This is a genomic window from Mesorhizobium vachelliae, from assembly GCF_033977325.1.
GTDB classification, from domain to species: domain Bacteria; phylum Pseudomonadota; class Alphaproteobacteria; order Rhizobiales; family Rhizobiaceae; genus Mesorhizobium; species Mesorhizobium vachelliae.
In genome coordinates, this window is the sequence record NZ_JAVIIR010000007.1 from 281,647 (window position 1) to 306,237 (window position 24,591).

A 24,591-nucleotide genomic window follows, 5' to 3' on the forward strand; every position below is an offset into this window, starting at 1 on the left:
TAGCCTTCATAGAGCGGATACGCTTATGAGGGCTTCGGCCGGCGAAGGCCGGAGCGGAGCGGACATAAAGTCCGCGAGCACCGGAAGCGCAGAAACCTGCGGCAGATGGCCGGCAGGGTAGAATTGGCGCGAGCTTCCTAGTTCTTCGCCTTGTCGACCAGCTTGTTCTTTGCGATCCACGGCATCATGGCGCGCAGCTTGGCGCCGACCTCTTCGATCTGGTGGCCGTCATTCATGCGGCGGATACCCTTGAAGCGCGACAGGCCGGCCCGGTATTCCTGCATCCATTCCGAGGTGAACTTGCCGGTCTGGATGTCCTTCAGGATACGCTTCATCTCGGCCTTGGTGTCGGCGGTGATGATGCGCGGGCCCGAGACATACTCGCCCCATTCGGCGGTGTTCGAGATCGAGTAGTTCATGTTGGCGATGCCGCCTTCATAGATCAGGTCGACGATCAGCTTCACTTCGTGCAGGCACTCGAAATAGGCCATTTCCGGAGCGTAGCCGGCCTCCACCAGCGTCTCGAAGCCGGCGCGGATCAGCTCGACCAGGCCGCCGCACAGCACAACCTGCTCGCCGAACAGGTCGGTTTCGCATTCCTCGCGGAAATTGGTCTCGATGATGCCCGAACGGCCGCCGCCGACGCCGCAGGCATAGGAGAGCGCCAGGTCGAGCGCGTTGCCCGAAGCATCCTGGTTGACGGCGACCAGGCACGGCACGCCGCCGCCCTTCTGGTATTCGCCGCGCACCGTGTGGCCCGGGCCCTTCGGCGCGATCATGACGACGTCGACCGAAGCTTTCGGCTCGATCAGGCCGAAATGCACGTTGAGGCCGTGCGCGAAGGCGATCGCGGCGCCGTCGCGGATGTTCGGCGCGATCTCTGATCTGTAGATGTCGGCCTGCAGTTCGTCGGGCGTCGCCATCATCATCAGGTCGGCCCATTTGGCGGCGTCCGCCACGCTCATCACCTTGAGCCCATCGGCCTCGACCTTCTTGGCGGTCGCCGAGCCGGCCTTGAGACCGATGGCGATCTCCTTGACGCCGGAATCCTTGAGGTTGAGCGCATGCGCCCGGCCCTGGCTGCCGTAGCCGATGATGGCGACCTTCTTGCCCTTGATCAGATTGAGATCGGCGTCACGATCGTAATAGACACGCATTTTCGTCTTCCTTCCCTTTTGAAGATCAGAGGCTTTGCAGCCGGTTGTTTGCTCCGAAGAGAGCGAGAAACTGTTGCGTCGCCCGGCGGGCATCGCCGCCGATCGTCGCCTCAGTCAATTCCACCCGGTCGCCGAGCAGCAGACGGATCTGCACGTCGCGGCCGACCAGGCCGAAAAAGGTCCGGAACGCCGTCTCGGCGTCCTCGAAATCGAGCAGTCCTGCCTGCCGGCCGGCTTCAAGCACCGGCTTCAACCGCCTGGCGAGCGCGAAGCGGCCATTCTGCAGCACGATGGCGCCGAGATCGTCCTTGCCGGAACCGGCATGGCTGACCGCCACACGGTTTAGCGCGATTGACGTATCGCTGGAGATAACTTTCAGCCAATCTGAAGCGAAACGCTCCAGGCTCGCTGTGAGCGAACCGATGTCCAGTCTCTCACGGTCGACGGCCGCGACACGCACCTTGGACGCCTGCCATTGCACCGTAGCGTTGAGCAGTCCGTCGCGGTCTCCGAACCATTTGTAGAGCGTTTCCTTGGAACAGCTTGCCCGCCGCGCCACCGCGGTCATGGTCAGGTTGTCGCCCTCCTCCACCAGCAGGCGAAGCGCTGCATCCAGAACCGCCTGCTGGCGCTCGGTGAGCGTTTCGCTTGTGTCGATATCCTGCACGCTGTGCAACACGTTTGCCCTCGGAGTACGTCCACGCGACGATGCGTACCGTACGTTACGGTTCGGCCTCTATGCCGTATTGCCCGAAGTCATGCAAGCCCTATTTTCCATTTCCTTGCCGGAGGGATAACATGCTGGTCGGTCTGCTCGCCCTGGCTGTAGCCGCCGCCTTCACCGGTGCCGCTGTCTATGTCAGCGTCGCCGAGCAGCCGGCGCGGCTTGGCCTCGATGACCAGGCGTTGCTGCGCGAATGGCAGCCCTCCTATAAGCGCGGCGCCGCCATGCAGGCCTCGATTGCCCTAATCGCCTGCGTTCTCGGCCTTATCGCCTGGTGGCTGACCGGCGCGGCAGCGTATCTTGCCGGTGCGCTGCTCATCATTCTGCCTTGGCCATGGACGCTGCTGGTGATGATGCCGACGAACCGGACGCTGGAGGCGATGGATGTCGAGACCGCCAGTCCGCAGGCGAGATCGTTGATCGTCAAATGGGGCCGGATGCATCTGGTCCGTGTCGCGCTCGGTGCGCTGGCGACGATCGCATTTCTATGGGCCTTGCACCTGCCCTGAAGCTTGCCTGCCCATGGATTTCAGTCCGTGACTGGCGGATCGCGCAGCCGCCCGAGCAACCCGGCAAGCACCCCCAGCTCCTTGGCGGAAAGCCTGTCGCCCATCAGTTCGGTGATGGAAGCGCCATAGATCGCCCAGATGCGGCGGCGCATCTCCCGGCCGCTTGCCGTGATGCGAACGGTCTGCCCGCGGCCGTCGTCGGAGACAGGCAGCTTCTCGACCAGGCCATCCGCCTCCAGACGGGCCAGCAGCCTTGAGACGCCGTACTGCGCCAACAGGACGCGATCGATCAACTCGAAAGGCCGCAACCCGCCCTCGCCTGCTTCGGCAAGCTCATGCAGCACATCGTACCAGGCGAGCGGCGGCAGGCCGTTTGCCTTCAGCGCATCCTCGGTCCTTTCGACCAGTTGGCGCGAGACGCGCATGAGGCGCGCCCAGGCGACAATGGCCTCGGGTGATGGGGATTTCTTCGTCATCGGCGCAGCCTAGTCGATAGATGCAATTGCATCAAGCTTGACGATCAATGCATTTGCATCCATATAGATGCAATTGCATTGATAAGGAGAAATCCCCGTGAAACACGAAATCTGCAAGATCGCCGATATCCCGCAGACCGGCAGCCTGGTTGCGCCTTTCTTCGGCCGCGAGGTCCATGTCTGGCGCAGCGGCGATCGCATCCGCGCCGCGGCCAATGCCTGCCTGCATTTCGGCGGACCGCTCGACTGCAAGGACGGTGCTTTCGTCTGCCAATGGCATGGCGCGAAGTTCGACATGGCAAGCGGCGAGCGTCTCGAAGGGCCGGCGCCGAAGGGCTCGCGCCTGATGTTCCTGTCGACCCGCGTCGAGGATGGCGCGCTCAACTATGTCTGGGGAGAGTGAGATGACCGCCAGCCTCACCCTCGTCAGCCATCACCTGTGCCCATACGTCCAGCGCGCGGCGATCTCGCTCGCCGAGAAAGGCGTGGCGTTCGAGCGGGTCTATGTCGACCTCTCCAACAAGCCGGAATGGTTCAAAGCCGTCTCGCCGCTCGGCAAGGTGCCATTGCTGCGCGTCCGGCACGGCCATGCGGAGGCAGTGATTTTCGAATCCGCCGTCATCCTCGAATTCATCGAGGAGACCGAAGCCAATCCCTTGCATCCGGCCGATCCGCTGGCGCGGGCAAGGCATCGCGCCTGGATCGAATTCGGCTCGGCCATCCTCAATGCCGTCGGCCGCTTCTATTCCGCTGCCGACGAAGGCGCTTTCCTCCGTGAGAGCAGAGGCTTGTCCGAGATGTTCGCGCGTGCGGAGGCGGAACTGTCGGCGAGGCAAAGCGGTCCGTGGTTCGCCGGCGAGCGCTTCTCGCTGGTCGATGCCGTCTACGGGCCGGTCTTCCGCTATGTCGACACGTTCGACCGCATCGGCGATTTCGGCATCCTCGACGGCAAGCCGCTTGTCCAGGCATGGCGCGCGGCCTTGAGCGACAGGCGATCGGTGAAGGAAGCCGTCGGCCCGGACTATCCGCAGCGGCTGCATGCGTTCCTTCGGGCAAAGGGTTCCTATCTGTCCGGGATCATCCGGCGACAGGCCATTGCAACTCCGCGAGCCCGATCCGCCTGAACGGGTCGATCACCGTTCCGGCGACCATGGCCGCGAGGAATTGCGGCCCCGGCGGAATTCTCGCCAGCCCCGCCACCATCCGGTCGCGGACAAAGGGCAAGGCTGAGGAGTCCGATTGATAGAACGGCGTCAGCGACAACGACAGCGCCTGGAAGACGCGCACATGCCAACGGCGCGCGCTTGCGTAAGTCGCAAGCGCGTCATCGATGCCGTTCGCCTGCGCTAGCGCTTGGCTGAGCGCGGCGGCGTCGAGCAGCGCCATGTTCGCGCCTTGCCCGAGTTGCGGGCTGGTCGAATGCGCGGCGTCGCCAATGACGGCAAGCCGCCGGCCGGCCGGCAGCCTCATCGTGTGGTGGCCGTAGCGGGCGAGCGAGAGCTGCTCGAAACTGTCGATCTGGCCGGTGAAAGCCTCGCACTCCGGCCAGACCGAAACCACCCTCGCCTTCCATGCTTCGAGTCCCTCGGCCTTTATCCGTTCGGCATCGGCCGGCTTGAGGCTCCAGAAGAAAGCCGCCATGTCTTGCGCGCCAGGCTCGGGCCGGCCGATTGGCAGCACGCCGACCATGATGCTTGCCTTGTCGTAGCGCTGCAGCAGCGCGCCTCTGTCGAAGCCGTCGCGCCAGCCGAGCGATGCCCAGAATGCGCCATAGGCGAGCGGTCGCGGCATGGCGGCATCGCCGAGATATTGCCGCAGCTTCGAGCGGGCGCCGCTGGCATCGACGACGAGGTCGAACGGCCCGAGCCGCCTGCCATTGCCGCAGACGAGCGTCGCGCGCTCAGCCGTCTCCAGCGTCTCGACCTCGACATCGGTTTCGATGGCGATCGCTTCGCGCAAGGCGGCGCGGTAGAGCACCCCGAACAGCGCCGCACGATGCACGGCAAGACCAAAGCGGCGGCCGCGGCGCGCGTCGTAGCGGACTTCGAGCACCGTGCGTCCGCTCCCGGCATCGGTGCCGTGCAGCCGCTCGATACGGCTGCCAAGCGAAAGAATCTCGTCGAGCAGCCCGAGATCGGCAAGCACGGTCAGCCCGGTCGGCTGCAGGATCAGGCCCGAACCGACCGGCTTCGGCTCGTCGAAGCGCTCGAAAATGGTGACCTTGTGCCCGGCCCGCTTGAGATAAAGCGCCGCTGCCAACCCGGCCGGGCCGGCGCCGGCAATCGCGATGTCGAGATTCTTGCTCATTGCCCGCCCAGACCGATCGGCGGGCACAATCCTTGATTGATCGCGCCAAATCAACCAGGCGCTTTGACGCTTAGAGCGCGTCGCGCTGAACGGCTTCAGGCGACGCGCTTTAAGTCTTTATTTTGATGCATGTCGTTGTCCCGGAACCGCTGCACACTTCTGGGCGACATGCATTAGTTGCAGCAAGAAACCAGGCTCAAATCCGGGCGTCGAAGGCGGCGCGGGCGTCGCGCACAGCATCATGATTGAGCTCGGCCCATTGAATGAGCTGTTGCAACGGCAGGAACATCGAGCGCCCGAGATCGGTGAGGCTGTATTCGACGCTTGGCGGCTTGGTCGGGAAAACCTCGCGATGCACATAGCCGTCGCGCTGCAGCTCGTGAAGCGTCTGCGTCAGCATGCGCTGCGAGATGTCGGGAACCAGCCGGCGCAGCTCGCCGAAGCGATAGGGCTTCTCGGCCAGCGCCATGACCAGCAGCGAGCTCCATTTGCCGCTGATGCCCTGGATCACGTCGCGGACCGGGCAGTCGGCGAAATTGGCGCCGTTCGTCATGGCCTTATAGATTTCGAGCTTAGCTTTCAGATTGAAGATCTTGCTGTCCATCACGACATCCGCTGATCGAAACCAAAGCATGTCTCCCGAAAGTGGGAACCGGTTTCGGGACAAAGACATGCGTAAAATCAAAACCTGCGCATGGAGCGAATCTGAAAGATCGCGACGCGCTTTAGGTCGTCCAGGGTGGTTCCCTGGCTGTGCCTACCTCCCGAAAAACTGCCTTCTTTACGGCCCGAGGTCAATTCCTATTTTAGTGCTGGTCTCTTTTTGAGACCGCCAATTGATCCGCCTTCGACGCAATTTTCAGGGACCTCCCATGACCGAAACCCTTCTCGTCACCGGCGCCTCCGGCCAGCTTGGCCGCGCCGTCATCAACCACTTGCTGGACGCGCAGAAAATTGCGCCCTCCAGCATCATCGCCACCACCCGCGATCCCGAAAACCTCGCCGATCTGGCGGCGCTCGGCATCGCCGTCCGGGCCGCCGACTTCAACGACAGGACCTCGCTGGAGAAGGCATTTGAAGGCGCCGACCGCGTGCTGATCATCTCGACCGGCGACCTAGACTTGAAGACTGGCCGGCGCCTGAAGCAACATCAGACGGCGGTGGCCGCGGCCAAGGCGGCTGGTGTTTCGCACCTGCTTTACACGTCGATGCCAAATCCCGAGCCGGGCTCGCCCGTGCTGTTTGCCGGCGACCACCACGGCACCGAGCAGGCGATCAAGGCAAGCGGCATCCCCTACACCATCTTCCGCAACGGCTGGTATCAGGAGAACCTGTTCATGTCGCTGCCGCATGCCATCTCGGCAGGCAAGTGGTACACCTCGGCCGCCGACGGACGCATCGCGCACGGCGCGCGCGACGATATGGCGGCCGCCATCGCCGCCGGCCTCGCGTCCGGCTCCAAGGAAAGCCGCATCTACACGCTGACCGGCCCGCAGGCCTACACCACGAACGAGATTGCAGCGCTGGTAAGCGAGGTGACCGGCAAGCCGCTGGAGGTTATCCAACTGCCGGACGAGGCGCTGACCGAAGGCGTCAAGGCTGCCGGCGTTCCCGAGGATTTCGCCCGCATCATCGTCTCCTTCGATGCCAACACCCGAGCCGGTCGCATTGCTGAGGTGACCGATGCCGTCGAAAAGCTCTCGGGCCGCAAGCCGCGGACACTGAAACAGTTCCTCGAAGCGAACAAGGCCGCATTGCTCGGCTGAAAACTGGCGCGCCTGGGGAAGCCCTCCGGCGCGCATCACTTCGACTTCTTGAGCAATCCGAGCTGGATCAGGCTCTCGCCGGTCGCGACAAGCGCGTCCTCGCGTGATCGCGGCGTCCAGCCGAGCAGGCGCATGGCCTTGGCGCTCGTGGCGTTCCTCTGCTTGCCCAGCTCCGTCACGATCTGGGCCGCCTGCCCGTCGAACAGGCCGACGAGCCGGACCAGCCAGTCCGGCAGCACTCTGGTCGTGATGCGCGATCCTGCGTTGCCCAGCCGCGCCTTCAGTATCCGCGCAATCTCCAGCATCGTCATGAAGTCGCCGCTGATGGCCAGGAACCGCTCGCCCTTGGCGGCGGGATCGGTCATGGCGCGCAGATGCAGGTCCGCGACGTCGCGCGCGTCGACCACGCCGAACACCATGCGCGGCAGGCCGGGCATCTCGCCATCCATCAGTCGCTTTATGAACTCGGTCGACGTCGAATGATCCGGCCCCAGGACCGGCCCGAAGATGCCGACCGGATTGACCACCGCCAGTTCCAGTGACCCGCCTTCGCGACCGATGAAATCCCACGCCGCCCGCTCGGCCATCGTCTTAGACTTCACATAGGCGCTCACCGTCTGCGACAGATCGGTCCAGTTCTCCTCCGTGAACGGCTGCCCGGCGACCGGTGTCTGGCCATAGCCGATGGCGGCAAAGGACGAGGTGAGCACGACGCGTTCGACGCCGGCATCGCGCGCGGCCCGCAGCACGCGCAGCGCTCCTTCCCTGGCCGGGACGATCAGGTCGTCCTCATGCTTCGGCACGCCGGGTGGGAACGGCGAAGCGACATGAAGGACGTACCGGCATCCCGCAACCGCTTCGGGCCAGCCTGTGTCGCTCATGAGATCGGCATGCGCGAAGGAAAGCGCGTCGCCTGGTTCGGCGCCGCCCACCTTCAGCATGGCAAGAACATCTGCTTCGCGCCTGGCCGAGCGCACCGTCGTGCGCACGCGGTAGCCCGCCTTCAAAAGCGCAAGGATGCAGTGAGCGCCAAGGAAGCCGGACCCGCCGGTCACAAGCACCAAGTCGCCGCTCATGCCCGCCTCCCTTCGACACTGCTCCTGCCGATGCGGCGCAGTCTGTCAGATCGCGACCTGCGTGCCAATCTCCACCACACGTCCGGTGGGGATCTGGAAATACTCCGTTGCGTCCGCTGCCGTCTTCGCCAGGCCGATGAACAACCTGTCCTGCCAGATCGGCATGCCGGAATTGGGCGAGGCCTTCAACGAGCGCCGCGACAAGAAGAAGGACGTCGTCATGATGTCGAACTTCCAGCCCTGCTTGCGGCAGATCGCCAAGGCGCGCGGAATGTTGGGCTGTTCCATGTAGCCGAAGGTCAGCGTCACGCGCATGAACAACTCGTTGACCGTCTCCAACTTGACGCGCTCGCTGTCGGGCACCACCGGCTGCGGCGCCGTCACCACCGAGAGGATGACGTTCTTCTCATGCAACACCTTGTAATGCTTCAGGCTGTGCATCAGCGCGGTCGGGGCGCTCAGCGGATCGCTGGTCAGGAACACGGCGGTGCCAGACACCAGCTGCGGCTTCTTCTTCAACAGGTTCGCGGCCAGGAAATCGAGCGGGATCTCGTTGCGGCGGGTCTTGTCGAACAGGTAGCGGCTGCCGCGCACCCAGGTCCACATGCCGAGGATGATGGCGAAAGCAACCGCAAGCGAGGCCCAGCCGCCCTCGAACACCTTGACGATGTTGGAGGCGAAGAAGCCGATGTCGATCAGCGCGAAGACTGCTGTCAGCGCGACCGCCGGCCAGATGTTCCACTTCCAGATGCGCGTCATGATTATGAAGAGCAACGTCGTCGTCACCAGCATGTTGCCGGTGACCGAGATGCCGTAGGCCGAGGCCAGCTTGCTCGAAGCGCCGAAGCCGACCACCAGCATCATCACCACGAGCGCGATCAGCATGTTGACACGCGGCATATAAACCTGGCCGGACTGTTTTTCGGACGTATGCAGGATCTCGAGCCGCGGCAGCATGTTGAGCTGCACGGCCTGCCTCGTCAGCGAATAGGCGCCGGAGATCACCGCCTGGCTGGCAATGACGGTCGCCGCGGTCGCCAGCACCACCATCGGGATCAAGGTCCAGCCCTCATTCATTTCAAAGAACGGCATGCCGACCTTGCCGCTCTGGGCAAGCACATAGGCGCCCTGCCCGGCATAGTTGAGAAGCAGACAGGGAAACACGATCGCCAGCCATGCCAGCACGATCGGCTTGCGGCCGAAATGGCCGAGATCGGCATAGAGCGCCTCGGCGCCAGTGACGGCCAGGAAGACAGCACCGACCGTCACGAAGGACACGTCGGGCGAATTGATGAAGAAGGCCACGATGTAGTGCGGGCTTATCGCCCACAGGATTTCAGGATCGGCGATGATGTGCTTCAGCCCGGAAAGGCCGATGGCGAGAAACCAGATGGCTGTGACAGGGCCGAACACCAGGCCCACGCCACCGGTGCCGAAGCGCTGGACTGCGAACAGCATCGCAAGAATCAGCAAGGTCAGCGGAACGACATAGGGCTGGAAAGCCGGTGTGACGACATTCATGCCTTCGACTGCCGACAGCACGGAAATGGCCGGCGTGATGACCGCGTCGCCGAAGAACAGCGATGCGCCCACGATGCCAATGCCGAGCACGATCGCCGAGCGCGTAGGGAAGGTACCGCGCGCCAGCGCCATCAAGGACAGCACGCCGCCCTCGCCGCGGTTGTCGGCGCGCAGCACGAACATGATGTACTTTATGGTGACCGTTATGGTCAGCGACCAGATGATCAGCGACAGCACGCCCAGAATGTCGGCGCGATTGGCGACGTCGCCGCCTGAGGAAGCATGCAGCGCTTCGCGAAACGCGTAGATCGGGCTGGTGCCGATATCGCCATAGACAACGCCCAGCGCGCCAAGCATCAGCACCTTGGTGCTGTGTTGCTTGATTTCCGCATGACTCGGTTGGTCGGCGGGTTCCGCGTCTGCACCACCATTGGCAAGGGCCATGGACGACACTCCGATAAAATGCGCGGTGCTCTACGCTTGCTGCAGTGCAATATCAAGTGCCCTGACGTGAGGGCTCCCATGCCGCCGGCGCACGGCTTTCAGTTTACGGAACGGCCGGACCTTTTCATCCGGCAAAATCGGTTTCATCAGATCGCGACCTGGGTGCCGATTTCGACGACGCGTCCGGTCGGGATCTGGAAATACTCCGTCGCGTCCGCCGCCGTTCGCGCCAGGCTGATGAACAGCCGGTCCTGCCAGACCGGCATGCCGGAATTGGGCGAGGCCTTCAAAGAGCGCCGCGACAGGAAGAAGGACGTCGTCATGATATCGAACTTCCAGCCCTGCTTGCGGCAGATCGCCAAGGCGCGCGGAATGTTGGGCTGCTCCATGTAGCCGAAGGTCAGCGTCACGCGCATGAACAGCTCGTTGACCGTCTCCAGCTTGACGCGCTCGCTGTCGGGCACCACCGGCTGCGGCGCCGTCACCACCGAGAGGATGACGTTCTTCTCGTGCAGCACCTTGTAATGCTTCAGGCTGTGCATCAGCGCGGTCGGCGCGCTCAGCGGATCGCTGGTCAGGAACACGGCGGTGCCCGACACCAGCTGCGGCTTCTTCTTCGACAGGTTCGCGGCCAGGAAATCGAGCGGGATCTCGTTGCGGCGCGTCTTGTCGAACAGATAGCGGGTGCCGCGGATCCAGGTCCACATGATCAGCCCCATGATGGAGGCGACCGTGATCGACACCCAGCCGCCCTCGACGAGCTTGACGACATTGGCCGAGAAGAAACCGAGATCGATGACGCCGAACAGCATCGCCAGCGCCAGTGCCAGCGCCAGCTGCCATTTCCAGAGCCAGCGCATGACGACGAACAGAAGCACCGTCGTCATCAGCATCTCGCCGGTCACCGAAATGCCGTAAGCGGAGGCAAGCGCGCTCGAGCTGCCGAAGCCCACGACCAGCAGCATCACGCCGAGCGCGACCAGAAGGTTGACCCTCGGCATATAGATCTGGCCGCTTTGCATCTCGGATGTGTGCTGCACCTCGATCCGGGGCAGAAGGTTGAGCTGCACCGCCTGCCTTGTCAGCGAGAAGGCGCCGGAGATGACGGCCTGGCTGGCGATGACCGTGGCCGCGGTCGCCAGGCCGACCATCGGCATAAGCGCCCATTCGGGCAGCATCTGGAAGAACGGATTGGTGGGCTTGCCGCCATGCGAGAGCACGAACGCGCCCTGCCCGAAATAATTCAAGAGCAGGCAAGGGAAGACGATCGCGAACCAGGCCAGCACGATCGGCTTGCGGCCGAAATGGCCAAGGTCGACATAGAGCGCCTCGGCGCCCGTCACCGCCAGGAACACGGCGCCGACGGTGACGAAGGCGCCCGTCGGCGTGGTGGCGAGGTAATAGAGCGCGTAATAGGGATTGATCGCCAGGAAAACCGACGGGTCGTCGACGATATGATAGAGGCCGGCCACGCCGATCGCCACGAACCATGTCGCGGTCACGGGTCCGAACACCGCCGCCACCTTGCCGGTGCCGAAGCGCTGCACAGCGAAAAGCACCGCCAGGATCACCAGCGTGATCGGCACCACATAGGGATCGAGCGCCGGCGTGACGACTTCCAGGCCTTCGACCGCCGACAGCACCGAGATCGCCGGCGTGATGATCGAATCGCCGAAGAACAGCGCCGCGCCGCAAAGGCCGATCACCAGGATGAGGCGTGAGCCAGGCGGATAGGCGCTGCGCGCCAGCGACATCAGCGACAGCGTGCCGCCCTCGCCTTTGTTGTCGGCCCTGAGCACGAAGGCGACATATTTGATCGTGACGATGATAGTGAGCGCCCAGACGATCAGCGAGAGCACGCCCAGCACGTCGTGGCGCGCGACCGAGTTCGACGAAGCATGCAGCGCCTCGCGGAAGGCGTAGATCGGGCTCGTGCCGATGTCGCCATAGACGACGCCCAGCGCGCCAAGCATGAGCACCTTGGTGCTGTGCTGCCGCTCGGTTTCGGCATGGCCCGAGCGTTCGAGGGATTCCGTTTCGCTGGCGTTGGCTAGCACCATGAACCCCATTTCACCGGATTCGTCACGCTCCGTGGTCGCCGCAACGCGCGGGACGCACCAAGACTGCCGAAATTACACAAAGTCCCCTACCATCCGCAGGCCTTCAAGAACCGCCCGACCGTGCCGGCCATGCCATACTCCAGCGCATCCGCTGTCAACCCATGTCCGATCGATACTTCGGCCAATGCCGGGATGCGTTTGGCCAATGCCGGCAGGTTCTCCACGGTCAGATCGTGGCCGGCATTGACGCCCAGCCCAGCCTTGAATGCGGCGTCGGCGGTTTTTCCCAGTCTTTCCAGTTCTTTCGCCGCCTTTGCTGAATCGGAGTGGAAGCCGCCATAGGGGCCGGTATAGAGTTCGATGCGGTCGGCGCCGGTGTCGCGAGCCGCGTTGACCCCGTCCGAATCCGCGTCGGAAAACAGCGACACGCGGAAGCCGCCCTTTTTCAACCGCTTGACGATCGGAGTGAGGAACGCCGCCTGGGCGACGAAGTTCCAGCCATGGTCCGAGGTCGCCTGCGCCGGGTCGTCCGGCACCAGCGTCACTTGCTCGGGCTGGTTCTTTTCGACGAGCGCCAGGAAATCCTCGGTCGGATAGCCCTCGATGTTGAATTCCGCGCCGGGAAACTCATCATCGATCAGCGCCCTGATCTCGGGCAGGTCGGAATGCCTGGTGTGCCGCTCGTCGGGCCTGGGATGCACCGTCAGCCCATGCGCGCCGGCGGCAAGCGCGATGCGGCCAAGCCCGGTGACGCTTGGCCATGGCAGGTCGCGACGGTTGCGCAGCATGGCGACGGCGTTGAGGTTGACCGAAAGCTTGGCAGGCATGAGCTGGGGTCCAGTGGATCGGCGGGCATCTATACCGCCTTTGACGGGAACAGATAGAGGGTTTCGCGTGTTCCAGGGATCGATGGAGGTTAAACCTCTCTGTTTTAACGCAATTCCGGACGGAAAACCGCTTCGTGCTTTTCCTGGAATTGCTTGAGCGCAAGGGTTTGGCAGTGAAGCACCTCGAAGCCGTGCCGGCGATCCGCCGCATCGAGACCAACCGCGACGCGCTTTTCGCCATCGATGTCGTTGGCGATGTCTCGCCGGCCGACGCGGAAAACCTGTTCGGCCTGCTAGAGGCCGCCTACGCGCTCCATCCGAGGATCGACGCGCTGATCAGGCTGACCGACGAGGAAAGCGTGGACTGGGCCAATATTTCACGAGACACGCTGCGGCAGGGCGTCGCCGACGCGTTGCAACATATCGTGCGCTGCGCGGCCATCGGCGAGCCGAGTTGGGCCTCCCTCGTCGCCGGCCTCTTTCCAAAGGTGCTGCCTTTCGAATTCAGGCACTTTGGCGTGGACGACGAGGAAGCCGCCTGGCGGTGGCTTGGCGCAAGGCCCACGTGACCTTCGCAGGCGTCAGCGTACCACTGTCAGCCGTTCGGCTGCCCGAGTGATTGCCGTATAGAGCCAGCGCTGCCTTGTCTCCTTGAAGGCCCAGCTCTCGTCGAACAGCACCACGTCGTTCCACTGCGAGCCCTGCGCCTTGTGCACAGTCAAGGCGTAGCCGTAGTCGAAATCGTCGAAGCGCTTCTTCTGTTGCCAGGGGATTTCGGCGTCCGGATCCTCAAACGCCGCCTTGAGCAGCTTGATCTTGGCGACGCCGCGGTCGGGATCGTCCTCCTCCGGTGAGACAAGCAAGTTGATGCCGGGCTTCACCGTCTCGCGCGAGGAGGTCATCACCTTCCAGAGCGAGCCGTTGAGCAGCCCCTTGGCCGGATCGTTGCGCAGGCAGACCAGCTTGTCGCCGGCTTGCGGGAAATCGGCATTGAACCCCTTCAGCTCGCGCAGCCTTTGATTGTAGCGCCGGCGCGTGCGGTTGGTGCCGACCAGCACCTGGTCGGCCTTGAGCACCAGCTCCTGGTTGACGGCTTCCCTGCCGATCACCTGCGCCGTGCCATAGTCGCCATGCATGAACTCGCGGCCCTCGCGCACGTCGAGCGCCAACCGGATGATCGGATTGTCGCGCGCCTGGCGGTGGATTTCCGTCAACAACACGTCGGGTTCATGCTCGGTGAAGAAGCCGCCGCCGGAGATCGGCGGCAGCTGGGCCGGATCGCCAAGCACCAGGATCGGCGTGCCGAAACTCTGCAGGTCGCGGCCAAGCTGCTCGTCGACCATGGAGCATTCGTCGATGACGACGAGCTTGGCCCGCGAAATCGGGCTTTGCCGGTTGAGCGAAAAGGTCGGCGACATCGAGGTCTTGCCGGTCACCTCGTCCTCGACCGATTCCTCGCCCTTCGGCCTGTAGATCAGCGAATGGATGGTGCGGGCGTTGGTCGCGCCCTTGGAGCGCAGCACCTGCGCCGCCTTGCCGGTGAAGGCTGCGAACTGCACCTGCCCGTCGACATGCTCGGCGAAATAACGCGCCAGCGTCGTCTTGCCCGTGCCGGCATAGCCGAACAGCCGAAAGACCTGCGGCCGGCCCTCCTTGAGCCAGCGCCCGACCGCTTTCAGGGCCTCGTCCTGTTGGGGAGAAAATTCCATCAGTGCGACAGACCGGATTCGCAGGCGAAAAACAAGATTGGCCGCCATATCGACCGTTGTCGGTGACAATCACCAGCGCCTCCGACAAGTCAGGCTATCAGCCACAAAACGGAACGTAAAGAGAACAAAGGCGATCTATCGGCTTGCGCCCGGATCATTCTCCAGCAGGACCGGCTTGCCATGTGGTGTCGCACGCGCGGCGCGTTCCCAGGCGGCGGCGAGCTCGTCCACCTCGCCCTTGCCGGCGACACTCTTGGCCGCCAGCAGCTTTTCCAGCGCCGCCAGCCAGTGTTCGTAATAATCGTGGCCGTCCGGTGCCGCGCCCGGCTGCTTAACCTCGGCGGACAAAGCCTCCGCCCATTCGCTCCACGAGAACAGCCCTTTGCCGTGCAGCGCGACGGTCAGGGCGAAGGCTTCGGCCTGCCAAGGCTCGGCGAAGACCGGCTCGTCGAAGCCCGCTGGCAACTTGGCCTCAGGCCGGCTCAAGATAGCTCTCCCAGGCATCGATCGAGACGCTGAGCGTTGGATCGGCGCCCTCGCCCCAGATTTCCGTTCCGTCGAACACCACCGTGTAGACCCATTGCGGGTTCTCACCCCTGCCATGCGCGTTGCTGTCGGGGAAGACGAAACCGTCGCGCACCGCCTCGATCGTCCCGGTCCTGGCACGCGCATAGCGTGGCAGACGCGTGTGGCCGGTCGGATTAAAATTCTTCGTCCGCACGCGATCGCCAGCGTGGAACCGCGCCGGCGTGGCGACGGGCCGGTCGCACGGGCCGCCCTTGGCGAGCACGGCCGGCACATCCGCCGCCTTCAGCACCCTTTTCGGCGTCGCGGCCGGATCGACCGCCTTGCCGGCGGCAAGGTCGCGCTCGGTGACGAAGCCGTGGCGCTTGAGCAGCACCTCCAGCGCCTTGATCCAGATCTGGTAGTAGCTCGATGAATAATAATCGGCGGGATGCAGCGATTCCCGCGCATGCCGGCTTTCGTCGAGGTTCCAGGCGCCCATGCCGCCGGCGGTGAGCGTGACGCCCAGCGCCCGCCTTTCCCATGCCGCATGGAAATAAGGTTCGTCCGTCTCGGGCGCGACCGGCCCGAAACCCATCTGCCCGCCGAGATCCTGCGGCCCGTTCATGCCGGCTCCTTCGCGACGGCCGTGCCGATCATCGCATCGCGGCTGACCAGCCCGGCGAGCTGCTCCTCGCTCCAGCCTTCGGTGCCCTTGGGCCGCATCGGCACCACCAGATAGCGAAGCTCGGCGGTTGAATCCCAGACGCGGATCTTCTTGGCGCTGGGCAGCGACAATCCGAACTCCTCCAGCACACCGCGCGGATCGATCACCGCCCGCGAGCGGTAAGGCGGCGCCTTGTACCAGACCGGCGGCAGGCCGAGCACCGACCACGGATAGCAGGAGCAGAGCGTGCAGACGACGAGATTGTGCGTCTCCTCTGTGTTGAACACGGCCTGCATGTGCTCGCCCTGGCGGCCGGTGTAGGAGAGCGATTCGATCGCCGCGGTCGCGTCGCGCTTCAGCCACTCGGCGTAGGCAGGATCGCTCCAGGCCTTCGCCACCACCCTGGCGCCGTTGCGGGGGCCGATCTTCGTCTCATAGGTGTCGACGATGACGTCGATGGCCGCTGGATCGATCAGGCCCTTCTGGGTCAGGATCGTCTCCAGCGCGCGCACGCGCGCCGCGAACGGATCGAGCTCGTTGTCGTGGTCGTGATCATGGGGCATGGTCACAGACTAGGATCGGCTGCGGCCGGCCGCAAGCGCCACGGCTTGGGCCAGTCGGAGCGATCTACTCGGCCGCCGTCTTCTGCGGCTCGGGTTCGCCATCGAACAGCGAGGCTTGCTCGCCGCTTTCCACCACATGCAGCGCCGGCCGGCTCTTCTTCGAGGAGAAGCCGAGCAGCCAGCCGGAGAAATTCTCGAAATAGACGTAGATCACCGGCGTCACGAACAGCGTCAGCGCCTGCGAGGCGAGCAGGCCGCCGACCACGGCGACACCGAGCGGCTGGCGCAATTCGGCGCTGGCACCGGTGCCGAGCGCGATCGGGAACGTGCCCATCAACGCGGCAAGCGTCGTCATCATGATCGGCCGGAAACGCATCAGGCAGGCCTTGTGGATGGAGTCCTTCGCCGACATGCCCTGTCGCCTGAGCTCCAGCGCGACGTCGACCATCATGATGCCGTTCTTCTTGACGATGCCGATCAGCATCAGGATGCCGATCACCGCGATCACCGAAAGGTCCATGCCGGCGAAGCGCAGCGCCACCACGGCGCCGAGCACCGCCGATGGCAGGCCGGTGAGGATGGTGAGCGGGTGGATGAAGCTCTCATAGAGCATGCCGAGCACGATATAGATCGTCAGGATCGCGCCGCCGATCAGCAGGCCCTGGTTGGCGAGCGAATCCTGGAAGGTCTTGGCGGTGCCGGCGAAGGTGGTCGAGATCGCCGTCGGCATGCCGATCTGCTCCTTGAGCTGGTCGATGCGGGTCACCGTGTCGCCGAGCGATACGCCCTGCGGCAGATTGTAGGAGATCGTCACCGCGGGCAGCTGCCCAAGCTGGTTGACCGTCAAGGCGCCGGCCGTGCGGTCGACGCGGGCGAAAGCGCCGAGCGGTACAAGGCTTCCGCTCGCCGTCCTCACCTGGATCGCCAGCATCCGCTCCGGCGACCAGCTGATCTTGGGGTCCAGCTCGGTGATGACCTCGTAGCTGTCGGCCGAACCGAAGATCGTTGAGACCTGGTCTGTGCCGAAGCCGCCATAGAGGGCCGAACGCAGCGTGTCGGTGTCGATGCCGAGCTGGGCGGCCTTGTCGCGGTCGATCACAAGCGACGCCTGCAAGGCATTGTTCTGGAGGTCGCTGGTGACGTCGGTGAAAATCGTGTGGTCGGCTGCCATCGCGTCATTCAGCTTCTGCGCCCAGATGGCGGTCTGACCGGTATCGAGGCCTTGGACCACGAGCTGGTAGGCGCTGGCGGACTGCCGCGAGCCCAGCCTGAGGTTCTGCACCGGCTGCATATAGGTCTCGATACCCGCCACGCCGGACAGTTGGCGTCTCAAATCCGCGAGCACCTTCTCGATGTTGGGACGCTGATCCTTCCCCTTGAGCTGGACGAAGAGCTGTCCCTGGTTGAGCGCGTTGTTGCCGTTGCCCGCCGACCAGGCCACATGGTCGACATAGGGCGACTTCGAGAACACGCTGGCCACCTGCCCTTGCAGCTTTGCCATGGCGTCGAACGAAATGTCCTGGCGCGCGATCGTCGTCACCGATATCTGGCCGATATCCTCCTGCGGGAAGAAGCCCTTCGGCGAGATCTGGATCACCCACACCGACGCCGCGGCAGTGGCGATGAAGACCAGGAAGATCAGGAAGGTGTGGCGCAGGCAGAAGCTCAAGAGCCAATCATAGGCACGGGTGACGATGTCATGCCTGTGGCCGGCGCCATGCGCCTCGCGATCCGCCTTGGTCACCGACAGCAGACGCGAGCAAAGCATCGGTGTCAGCGTCAGCGAGACGAACATGGAGGCAAGGATGGCGACGGTCACCACGACGGCGAATTCGTTGAAGATGCGCCCGATCACGCCGCCCATCAAAAGCACCGGGATGAACACCGCCACCAGCGAGATCGAGATCGAGATGATGGTGAAGCCGATCTCGCGCGCCCCTTTCAGCGACGCGTCGAAAGCCGATAGCCCGTCCTCCTCCATGTGGCGGAAGATGTTTTCGAGCATCACGATGGCGTCGTCGACGACGAGGCCAACTGCCAGCGTCAGTCCCATCAGCGAGATGTTGTCGATGGAAAAGCCGAACAGGAACATCGCGCCGAGCGTGGCGATCAGCGAGATCGGCACCGCCACCGCCGGGATGATCGTCGCCGTCACCCTGCGCAGGAACACGAAGATCACCATCACCACCAGCGCGATGGTCAACAGCAGCGTGAACTGAACGTCATCGACGGCCTGGCGGATCGAGGTCGATCGGTCGTTGAGCAGCTTGATGCTCGCCGCCGCCGGCATCTGGTCCTGGAACGACGGCAGCATCGCCTTGACCTTGTCGACGACGTCGACGGTGTTGGCGTCGGGCTGGCGCTGCACGGCCATGATGATCGCGCGTGTGCCGTCGTACCAGCTCGCCGTCGTCGTGGTCTGCACTGAATCGACGACGCGCGTCACCTCGCCCAGCCGCACCGGGTGGCCGTTCTTGGTGGCGATAATAAGGTTGGAGAAGCCGGCTGCGTTGCCAAGCTGCGTGTTGGCGGTGATCGTCAATTGCTGCTTGTCGTTCTGCAACACGCCGAGCGGGGTGTTGCTGTTGGCGGAAGCGACGACCGCCTGCAGCTGGTCTATCGAGATGCCGCGCGCCGCAAGCGCTGTCGGATCGATCTGGATTCGCACCGCGTATTTCTGCTGACCGAAGATCGAAACCTGCGCCACGCCGTCGATGGTCGAAAGCGACGGCGAGATCACGTTTTCGGCGAAGGCGTCCAGATCCGTCAGCGGAACCGTATCGCTGACCAGCGACATCAGAAGGATCGGCGCGTCGGCGGGATTGACCTTGCGATAGCTGGGCGGCGAGGTCATTTGCGGAGGCAGCGATTTCTGCGTGCGCGCGATGGCGGCCTGCACGTCCGCAGCCGCGGCATCGATGTTGCGGTTCAACACGAACTGGATGGCGATCGAGGTCTGGCCAAGCGAATTCGTGGTCGAGATCGAATCGATGCCGGCGATGGTGGCGAACTGCTTGATCAGCGGCGTCGCCACCGATGTCGCCATGGTCTCCGGCGAGGCTCCGGGCAACGACGCGGAGACGTTGACCACCGGGAACTCGGCGCTTGGCAGTGCCGCCACCGGCAGGAACTTGTAGGCAAAGATACCGCCCAGGATGAGGGCGAACGACATCAGCAGCGTGGCGACGGGTCTGCGAATGCAGAATTCGGAGATCATTGGCTCGCCCCGCCGGCCTTGTCTGCCTCCGCGACCTTGGGTGATACTTGGTCGTTGGATCCGGCTGCTTTGCCTTCATGCACGGCGGCGCCATTCTTCAGCCGTGTCTGGCCTTCGACGACGACCTTCTCGCCGCTCTTCAGCCCCTGGCTGACGGCGCTGTTGTCGCCCACCGTCAGCGCCACCTGCACGGGCCGCATTTCGACCGTGTTGTCCGGTTTGACGACATAGACGAACGGGCCCTTCTGGCTGGGCTGCACCGCGACCGTCGGAACCGAGGTCATCTGCGGCATCGTGCCGGCCTCGAGCACCACGTTCACATATTGCCCGGGCCACAGCGAAAGATCCGGATTCGGTATGCTCGCCCGCGTGGCGATGGTGCCGGACGCCGTATCGACGCTGGAATCGACAAAGTCGAGCGTGCCCTTGCCGATCGGCGTGGGATCGCCGTCCTTGGTCAGCGTCACGTCGCCTTGCTGCGGATCGGCGAGCGCCTTGTGCAACAAGGCAAGGTTGCTCTCCGGCAGCGTGAAGTTCACCTGCAGCGGGTCCATCTGGGTGATGGTGACCAGCGGCGTCGAGCTGCCTGAGTTGCCGTTGCTGGTGGTGACGAGATCGCCGACCGAGACGTTGACGGCGCCGAGCCGACCCGAGATCGGCGCCGAGATGGTCGCATAGCTCAACTGCACGGTGTCGGCATCGATGGTCGCCTTGTCGCCGTCAATCGTGGCGGCCGCGGCCTTCTGCGCCGCCAGCGCCTGATCGTAGGTCTGCTGCGTGCCGGCCTGCTTGGCGACGAGGTCCTTGGCGCGCTGCAGGTCGGCCTGGGCGCTCACCAGCATCGCCTGGTCCTTGATGAGCTGCGCCTGATCCTTGGCGAGCTGCGCCCTCAGCGCGCGGTCATCGAGCGAGATCAGCAGGTCGCCGGCCTTGACCATCTGCCCGTCCTTGACCGCGATCGACACGATCTGGCTGGAAACACGGGCATTGATGTTGACCACCTCCGGTGACGAGACGAAGCCGATGGCATAGCGGCGTATCGGGAAATCGGCGGTCGTCGCGGTGGCGGAGACGATCGAGGCCGAACGCGGACCGCCGCCTTTCGCATTGTCGCCTTTCGCATTGTCCGGGGCGCCGGCCGCTTTATCGCCGCTCGCCGTCTTGTCCGCGGCGGCCACGCCAGCCTGCTTGCCCGAAATCAGCTGCTGGACCTTGGTCAATGTCTCGGGCGAAAAATAGAGCCCGGCGCCCGCCAGGCAGGCGACAGCAGCAACTGCAAAGGCTATTTTTCCGCGCATCGACAAATAAGCCCTCTACCCGACACGCCGATCCCGGTGGTCCATATTAGCTCGATTCACGGCCCTTTGCCGCGATTTTCGCCGAATAGATAGGACAAGGCTCTGGCAGAAAAGAGCCAAAACGCGGCATTACGAAGATTTAATGTGCAGTGCACAAACGTTGGGCAGCCGGCTAATATGCCGTCGCGGACCCTCGCGTCAGTCCAAAAATGCCGTCAGCGGAGCATCGGCCACAGCGTCGCCGCGAGCAACACTCCCATGGCGATGTTGAACCATTTCAGCCGAACCGGATCCGACAGGAAGCCGCGCAGCGCCGTGCCGAAGCCGGCCCACACCGAAACGCTGGGCAGGTTGACGATGGTGAAGGCGATCGAGATGAGCGCTACCGAGACGAACGGGTGATTGGCATTGGTGTAGACGGCCATCGCGGTGATCGCCATCACCCATGCCTTGGGGTTGACCCACTGGAAGGCAACGGCGTCGATGAAGCGCATCGGCCGTCCATCCGCCCCTTTTCCGTCGCTCATCGAGCGCGACATGGCGATCCTCCAGGCGAGGTAGAGCAGGTAGGCGGCGCCCGCGATCTTCAGCGCCGTATGCAACGCCGGGAACGCCGTCAGCACCGCGCCGAGCCCGAAGCCGACGGCCAGCAGCAGGACGAGAAAGCCGATGCTGACGCCCAGCATATGCGGAACCGTCCTGGCGATACCGAAATTGACGCCGGAAGCGAGCAGCATGAGGTTGTTCGGCCCCGGCGTGATCGACGTCACGAAGGCATAGACCAACAGGGCAAGGAATGCGTCGAGCGACATGTTATCCTCCCGGATATGTCAGCCTTACTGTCCTTTTAGCAAGTGCGCAAAAGCCAGAAACGGGCAACCGCCGGGCCAAAGCTGGACAACAGGATGGTCGTCCTGATTACATTCCCTGCGGGCCGCGATTCATCGCCGCCACCCCGGTGCGGCAGATCTCGACCAGGCCGAGCGGCTTCATGATGGCGATGAACTGGTCGAGCTTGGATCCCTTGCCGGTGATCTCGAAGATGAAATGCTCGGTGTTGGCGTCGATGACCGAGGCGCGGAAAGCATCCGCGAGACGAAGCGCCTCGACACGGGCATCGCCGGTGCCTGCGACCTTGACCAGCGCGAGTTCCCGTTCCAGCGGCCGCTCCTGCCCAAGCTCATGCGAGCGCACGGTCAGGTCGACCACCCGGTGCACCGGCACGATCCGCTCGAGCTGGTTCTTGATCTGCTCCATCACATGCGGCGTGCCGCGCGTCACGATGGTGATGCGCGACAGATGCTTCTCATGCTCGGTCTCGGAGACGGTCAGGCTTTCGATGTTGTAGCCGCGGCCGGAAAACAGGCCGATGACGCGGGCAAGCACGCCCGGCTCGTTGTCGACCAGCACGGAAAGCGTGTGCGTTTCCGGCTTCTCGGTTTCCTTGGCGATGAAATAGGCGGAGCCGGTCGGTTGAAGGTGCTGTGCGTTCATGACGTCAATCTCGATTTCAGACTTTTGAGCTAATTCTCTGTTTGCGCACGGCTTTCTCGCGACAGCCCCGCCTTAGAGCATGATCCCGAAAAGTGGGAACCGGTTTTCGGAGAAGATCACGCTCCAAGAATCCTGATCAAGTAGCTGCCTACACCAGTTCCCTGCCCTTGGCGTCGATGGCGTTGGCCACCGCTTCGTCGGTCGCCTCGTCGGGCAGGAGCATCTCGTTATGCGCCTTGCCCGACGGGATCATCGGGAAGCAGTTGGCCAAGGTCGCCACGCGGCAGTCGAACAGAACCGGCTTCTTCACCGAGATCATCTCGCGGATCGCGTCGTCGAGCTCGTCCGGCTTGTCGCAGCGTATGCCGTGGCCGCCATAGGCTTCCGCCAGCTTGACGAAGTCCGGCATCGCCTCGGTGTAGGAATGCGACAGCCGGTTGCCGTGCAGCAGCTGCTGCCACTGGCGCACCATGCCCATATACTGGTTGTTGAGGATGAAGATCTTGATCGGCGCCTCATACTGCACCGCCGAGCTCATCTCCTGCATCGTCATCTGCACCGAAGCGTCGCCGGCGATGTCGATGACCAGCGCATCGGGGTGCGCGATCTGCACGCCGAGCGCAGCCGGCAGGCCGTAGCCCATCGTGCCCAGCCCGCCCGACGTCATCCACCGGTTCGGCTTATCGAAATGATAGTGCTGCGCCGCCCACATCTGGTGCTGGCCGACCTCGGTGGTGATGTAGGTGTCCATGTCCTTGGTCAGCGCATAGAGCCGCTGGATCGCGTATTGCGGCATGATGACATCGTTGTTCATCTTGTAGGCGAGCGAGTCCCGCGCCCGCCATTTCGCGATCTGCTCCCACCACGGATAGAGCGCCTTCTTGTCGGTCTTTGCGGTCGCCCGCCACAGCCGCACCAGATCTTCCAGCACGCGGCCGACATCGCCGAGAATCCCGACATCGGCATGGACGTTCTTGTTGATCGAGGACGGGTCGATATCGATGTGGATCTTCTTCGAGTTCGGCGAGAATGCGTTGAGCCGGCCGGTGATGCGGTCGTCGAAGCGCGCGCCAATGCAGACCATCACGTCACAGTCGTGCATGGCCATATTGGCTTCGTAGGTGCCGTGCATGCCGAGCATGCCGACCCAGTTCTTGCCGGATGCCGGATAGGCGCCGAGCCCCATCAGCGTCGAGGTGATCGGGAAGCCGGTGAGGTCGACCAGCTCGCGCAGCAGGTGGCTCGCTTCCGGTCCCGAATTGATGACGCCGCCGCCCGAATAGATGATCGGCTTTTTCGCGCCGGCCATCAGCTCGACCGCGGCTTTGACCTTTTCCAGGTCGCCCTGGACCTTCGGCTGGTAGCTGGTGCGGGGTGCGGTCTGAGGCGGCACGTAGATGCCCTTGGCGAACTGCACGTCCTTCGGAATGTCGACCACCACCGGGCCGGGCCGGCCGGTCGTCGCGACATGGAACGCCTCATGGATGGTGGCGGCGAGATCGTTGACGTCTTTCACCAGCCAATTGTGCTTGGTGCAGGGCCGCGTGATGCCGACCGTGTCGCATTCCTGGAAGGCGTCGGAGCCGATCAGCGAGGTCGGAACCTGGCCAGTGAGGCAGACCAGCGGAATGGAATCCATCAGCGCGTCCTGCAGCGGCGTCACCGCATTGGTAGCGCCGGGACCGGACGTCACCAAAAGCACGCCGGCCTTGCCGGTCGAGCGGGCATAGCCTTCGGCCGCGTGGCCGGCGCCCTGCTCGTGCCGGACCAGTATGTGCTCGACATCGTCCTGCTGGAAAATCTCGTCATAGATCGGAAGGACCGCGCCGCCCGGATAGCCGAAGACGTGCTTGACGCCGTTATCCTTCAGCGCCTGCACCACCATCTCCGCGCCAGTCATCTCGCGCCGCTCGTTCTGTCCGTTGCTCATCGGTCTGGTCCCGTACTGTCGCCGTCTGGCGATTTGCTGCTCGTTTAGTTGGATTGAAGGCAATAAAAAAGGCTCCCGAGGGAGCCTGTGTGATGCGCATGGGAGGTTTTCGCCCGGCGGTTACACCGCCTTGCCCACGCGCCAGCCTACGAGAATGAGTGCCGTTTTCATGGGCGCGGACAATAAGGGCGAAAACGCGGGCTCGTCAATGGGGTCCCTTGCAAATTCACCCACCTGTGAAAACGGCGTCGGCGTGCTCCCATGGTACAGCTACCATAGTATAGTTGAGCGTGCCTCTCTGAGGCACCACTATGCGCTGGCAAAGGACGTGCGAGGAGGACG

At 63.7% G+C, this 24,591-nt stretch carries 23 protein-coding genes; 5 read left to right on the forward strand and 18 right to left on the reverse strand.

Translation table 11 applies throughout. From position 1 onward, the window contains the following. Positions 1-137: 137 nt before the first annotated feature. Complete coding sequence (gene ilvC, locus RFM41_RS17245) at positions 138-1,157, reverse strand: ketol-acid reductoisomerase (RefSeq protein WP_320248197.1); 1,020 nt, start codon at positions 1,155-1,157, stop codon at positions 138-140. 25 nt (positions 1,158-1,182) lie between these two features. After that, positions 1,183-1,836, reverse strand: coding sequence for a TetR/AcrR family transcriptional regulator (locus RFM41_RS17250; RefSeq protein WP_320248192.1), 654 nt, complete (start codon positions 1,834-1,836; stop codon positions 1,183-1,185). 119 nt (positions 1,837-1,955) lie between these two features. Between RFM41_RS17250 and RFM41_RS17255 the strand changes: the two genes are divergently transcribed. After that, positions 1,956-2,390 (forward strand): anthrone oxygenase family protein, encoded by a 435-nt coding sequence (locus RFM41_RS17255; RefSeq protein WP_430691523.1) that lies wholly within the window; start codon positions 1,956-1,958, stop codon positions 2,388-2,390. Between the two features lie 20 nt (positions 2,391-2,410). Here the strand turns inward: RFM41_RS17255 and RFM41_RS17260 are convergent, their stop codons facing one another. Continuing rightward, entirely contained in the window at positions 2,411-2,866 is a 456-nt protein-coding gene (locus RFM41_RS17260; protein ID WP_320248190.1) for a MarR family winged helix-turn-helix transcriptional regulator, read from the reverse strand. A 97-nt stretch (positions 2,867-2,963) separates the two neighbouring features. Between RFM41_RS17260 and RFM41_RS17265 the strand changes: the two genes are divergently transcribed. Both RFM41_RS17265 and RFM41_RS17270 read left to right on the forward strand, forming a co-directional pair. Beyond that, positions 2,964-3,269 carry a Rieske (2Fe-2S) protein gene (locus RFM41_RS17265; protein ID WP_320248188.1) on the forward strand — a complete coding sequence of 102 codons (306 nt, stop codon included), beginning with the start codon at positions 2,964-2,966 and terminating at the stop codon, positions 3,267-3,269. Position 3,270: 1 nt separating this feature from the next. Next, entirely contained in the window at positions 3,271-3,990 is a 720-nt protein-coding gene (locus RFM41_RS17270; RefSeq protein ID WP_320248186.1) for a glutathione S-transferase family protein, read from the forward strand. Here RFM41_RS17270 and RFM41_RS17275 read toward each other — a convergent pair. Together RFM41_RS17275 and RFM41_RS17280 are read right to left on the reverse strand one after the other, a co-directional pair. Further along, entirely contained in the window at positions 3,944-5,173 is a 1,230-nt protein-coding gene (locus RFM41_RS17275; RefSeq protein ID WP_320248184.1) for an FAD-dependent oxidoreductase, read from the reverse strand. The genes RFM41_RS17270 and RFM41_RS17275 overlap by 47 nt on opposite strands. Before the next feature lie 196 nt (positions 5,174-5,369). Then, on the reverse strand, positions 5,370-5,777 hold the full coding sequence (locus tag RFM41_RS17280; RefSeq protein ID WP_320248183.1) for a winged helix-turn-helix transcriptional regulator: 408 nt from the start codon (positions 5,775-5,777) through the stop codon (positions 5,370-5,372). Between the two features lie 268 nt (positions 5,778-6,045). On the opposite strand from RFM41_RS17280, the gene RFM41_RS17285 reads away from it, so the two are divergent. Beyond that, positions 6,046-6,939, forward strand: a complete 894-nt coding sequence (locus tag RFM41_RS17285) for an SDR family oxidoreductase (protein WP_320248181.1) — start codon at positions 6,046-6,048, stop codon at positions 6,937-6,939. A gap of 35 nt (positions 6,940-6,974) precedes the next feature. On the opposite strand, the gene RFM41_RS17290 is transcribed toward RFM41_RS17285, so the two are convergent. From RFM41_RS17290 to RFM41_RS17305, 4 genes are all read right to left on the reverse strand, one after another. Further along, entirely contained in the window at positions 6,975-8,015 is a 1,041-nt protein-coding gene (locus RFM41_RS17290) for an SDR family oxidoreductase (protein WP_320248179.1), read from the reverse strand. A 45-nt stretch (positions 8,016-8,060) separates the two neighbouring features. Next, positions 8,061-9,980 (reverse strand): potassium transporter Kup, encoded by a 1,920-nt coding sequence (locus RFM41_RS17295; protein WP_320248177.1) that lies wholly within the window; start codon positions 9,978-9,980, stop codon positions 8,061-8,063. Positions 9,981-10,126: 146 nt separating this feature from the next. Beyond that, complete coding sequence (locus RFM41_RS17300) at positions 10,127-12,040, reverse strand: potassium transporter Kup (protein WP_320248769.1); 1,914 nt, start codon at positions 12,038-12,040, stop codon at positions 10,127-10,129. A gap of 86 nt (positions 12,041-12,126) precedes the next feature. Next, positions 12,127-12,867: a pyridoxine 5'-phosphate synthase gene (locus RFM41_RS17305; protein WP_320248175.1), complete on the reverse strand. Its 741-nt coding sequence runs from the start codon at positions 12,865-12,867 to the stop codon at positions 12,127-12,129. A 134-nt stretch (positions 12,868-13,001) separates the two neighbouring features. Here RFM41_RS17305 and RFM41_RS17310 point away from each other — a divergent pair, with 134 nt between their 5' ends. After that, positions 13,002-13,436 (forward strand): SpoIIAA family protein, encoded by a 435-nt coding sequence (locus RFM41_RS17310; protein WP_320319281.1) that lies wholly within the window; start codon positions 13,002-13,004, stop codon positions 13,434-13,436. Positions 13,437-13,448: 12 nt separating this feature from the next. Here RFM41_RS17310 and RFM41_RS17315 read toward each other — a convergent pair whose 3' ends face one another. The 9 genes from RFM41_RS17315 to RFM41_RS17355 all read right to left on the reverse strand — a co-directional run bounded on the left by RFM41_RS17315 (position 13,449) and on the right by RFM41_RS17355 (position 24,249). Further along, positions 13,449-14,576 (reverse strand): ATP-dependent DNA helicase, encoded by a 1,128-nt coding sequence (locus tag RFM41_RS17315; protein ID WP_095764795.1) that lies wholly within the window; start codon positions 14,574-14,576, stop codon positions 13,449-13,451. A gap of 135 nt (positions 14,577-14,711) precedes the next feature. Continuing rightward, positions 14,712-15,062 carry a nitrile hydratase accessory protein gene (locus RFM41_RS17320; RefSeq protein WP_320248169.1) on the reverse strand — a complete coding sequence of 117 codons (351 nt, stop codon included), beginning with the start codon at positions 15,060-15,062 and terminating at the stop codon, positions 14,712-14,714. After that, positions 15,049-15,708 (reverse strand): nitrile hydratase subunit beta, encoded by a 660-nt coding sequence (gene nthB / locus RFM41_RS17325; protein ID WP_320248167.1) that lies wholly within the window; start codon positions 15,706-15,708, stop codon positions 15,049-15,051. The genes RFM41_RS17320 and nthB overlap by 14 nt, the downstream gene beginning before the upstream one ends. Next, complete coding sequence (gene nthA, locus RFM41_RS17330) at positions 15,705-16,310, reverse strand: nitrile hydratase subunit alpha (protein ID WP_320248767.1); 606 nt, start codon at positions 16,308-16,310, stop codon at positions 15,705-15,707. Before nthA ends, nthB begins: the two co-directional genes overlap by 4 nt. Before the next feature lie 64 nt (positions 16,311-16,374). Beyond that, positions 16,375-19,527, reverse strand: a complete 3,153-nt coding sequence (locus RFM41_RS17335) for an efflux RND transporter permease subunit (protein ID WP_320248166.1) — start codon at positions 19,525-19,527, stop codon at positions 16,375-16,377. After that, positions 19,524-20,825, reverse strand: a complete 1,302-nt coding sequence (locus tag RFM41_RS17340) for an efflux RND transporter periplasmic adaptor subunit (protein ID WP_320248164.1) — start codon at positions 20,823-20,825, stop codon at positions 19,524-19,526. Before RFM41_RS17340 ends, RFM41_RS17335 begins: the two co-directional genes overlap by 4 nt. 215 nt (positions 20,826-21,040) lie before the next feature. Continuing rightward, positions 21,041-21,637: a LysE family translocator gene (locus RFM41_RS17345; RefSeq protein WP_320248162.1), complete on the reverse strand. Its 597-nt coding sequence runs from the start codon at positions 21,635-21,637 to the stop codon at positions 21,041-21,043. Between the two features lie 106 nt (positions 21,638-21,743). Then, positions 21,744-22,319, reverse strand: a complete 576-nt coding sequence (ilvN, locus tag RFM41_RS17350) for an acetolactate synthase small subunit (RefSeq protein WP_126093159.1) — start codon at positions 22,317-22,319, stop codon at positions 21,744-21,746. Between the two features lie 148 nt (positions 22,320-22,467). Then, a complete protein-coding gene (locus RFM41_RS17355; RefSeq protein WP_320248161.1) occupies positions 22,468-24,249 on the reverse strand; it encodes an acetolactate synthase 3 large subunit in 1,782 nt (593 codons plus the stop codon). Between the last annotated feature and the right edge of the window lie 342 nt (positions 24,250-24,591).

Bases quoted from the DNA above. Each gene is read 5' to 3' on its own strand.
- ilvC (WP_320248197.1), bottom strand. From the start codon at position 1,157: ATGCGTGTCTATTACGATCGTGACGCCGATCTCAATCTGATCAAGGGC.
- RFM41_RS17255 (WP_430691523.1), top strand. From the start codon at position 1,956: ATGCTGGTCGGTCTGCTCGCCCTGGCTGTAGCCGCCGCCTTCACCGGT.
- RFM41_RS17260 (WP_320248190.1), bottom strand. From the start codon at position 2,866: ATGACGAAGAAATCCCCATCACCCGAGGCCATTGTCGCCTGGGCGCGC.
- RFM41_RS17270 (WP_320248186.1), top strand. From the start codon at position 3,271: ATGACCGCCAGCCTCACCCTCGTCAGCCATCACCTGTGCCCATACGTC.
- RFM41_RS17275 (WP_320248184.1), bottom strand. From the start codon at position 5,173: ATGAGCAAGAATCTCGACATCGCGATTGCCGGCGCCGGCCCGGCCGGG.
- RFM41_RS17280 (WP_320248183.1), bottom strand. From the start codon at position 5,777: ATGGACAGCAAGATCTTCAATCTGAAAGCTAAGCTCGAAATCTATAAG.
- RFM41_RS17285 (WP_320248181.1), top strand. From the start codon at position 6,046: ATGACCGAAACCCTTCTCGTCACCGGCGCCTCCGGCCAGCTTGGCCGC.
- RFM41_RS17290 (WP_320248179.1), bottom strand. From the start codon at position 8,015: ATGAGCGGCGACTTGGTGCTTGTGACCGGCGGGTCCGGCTTCCTTGGC.
- RFM41_RS17295 (WP_320248177.1), bottom strand. From the start codon at position 9,980: ATGGCCCTTGCCAATGGTGGTGCAGACGCGGAACCCGCCGACCAACCG.
- RFM41_RS17300 (WP_320248769.1), bottom strand. From the start codon at position 12,040: ATGGTGCTAGCCAACGCCAGCGAAACGGAATCCCTCGAACGCTCGGGC.
- RFM41_RS17305 (WP_320248175.1), bottom strand. From the start codon at position 12,867: ATGCCTGCCAAGCTTTCGGTCAACCTCAACGCCGTCGCCATGCTGCGC.
- RFM41_RS17315 (WP_095764795.1), bottom strand. From the start codon at position 14,576: ATGGAATTTTCTCCCCAACAGGACGAGGCCCTGAAAGCGGTCGGGCGC.
- nthB (WP_320248167.1), bottom strand. From the start codon at position 15,708: ATGAACGGGCCGCAGGATCTCGGCGGGCAGATGGGTTTCGGGCCGGTC.
- nthA (WP_320248767.1), bottom strand. From the start codon at position 16,310: ATGCCCCATGATCACGACCACGACAACGAGCTCGATCCGTTCGCGGCG.
- RFM41_RS17335 (WP_320248166.1), bottom strand. From the start codon at position 19,527: ATGATCTCCGAATTCTGCATTCGCAGACCCGTCGCCACGCTGCTGATG.
- RFM41_RS17340 (WP_320248164.1), bottom strand. From the start codon at position 20,825: ATGCGCGGAAAAATAGCCTTTGCAGTTGCTGCTGTCGCCTGCCTGGCG.
- RFM41_RS17345 (WP_320248162.1), bottom strand. From the start codon at position 21,637: ATGTCGCTCGACGCATTCCTTGCCCTGTTGGTCTATGCCTTCGTGACG.
- ilvN (WP_126093159.1), bottom strand. From the start codon at position 22,319: ATGAACGCACAGCACCTTCAACCGACCGGCTCCGCCTATTTCATCGCC.
- RFM41_RS17355 (WP_320248161.1), bottom strand. From the start codon at position 24,249: ATGAGCAACGGACAGAACGAGCGGCGCGAGATGACTGGCGCGGAGATG.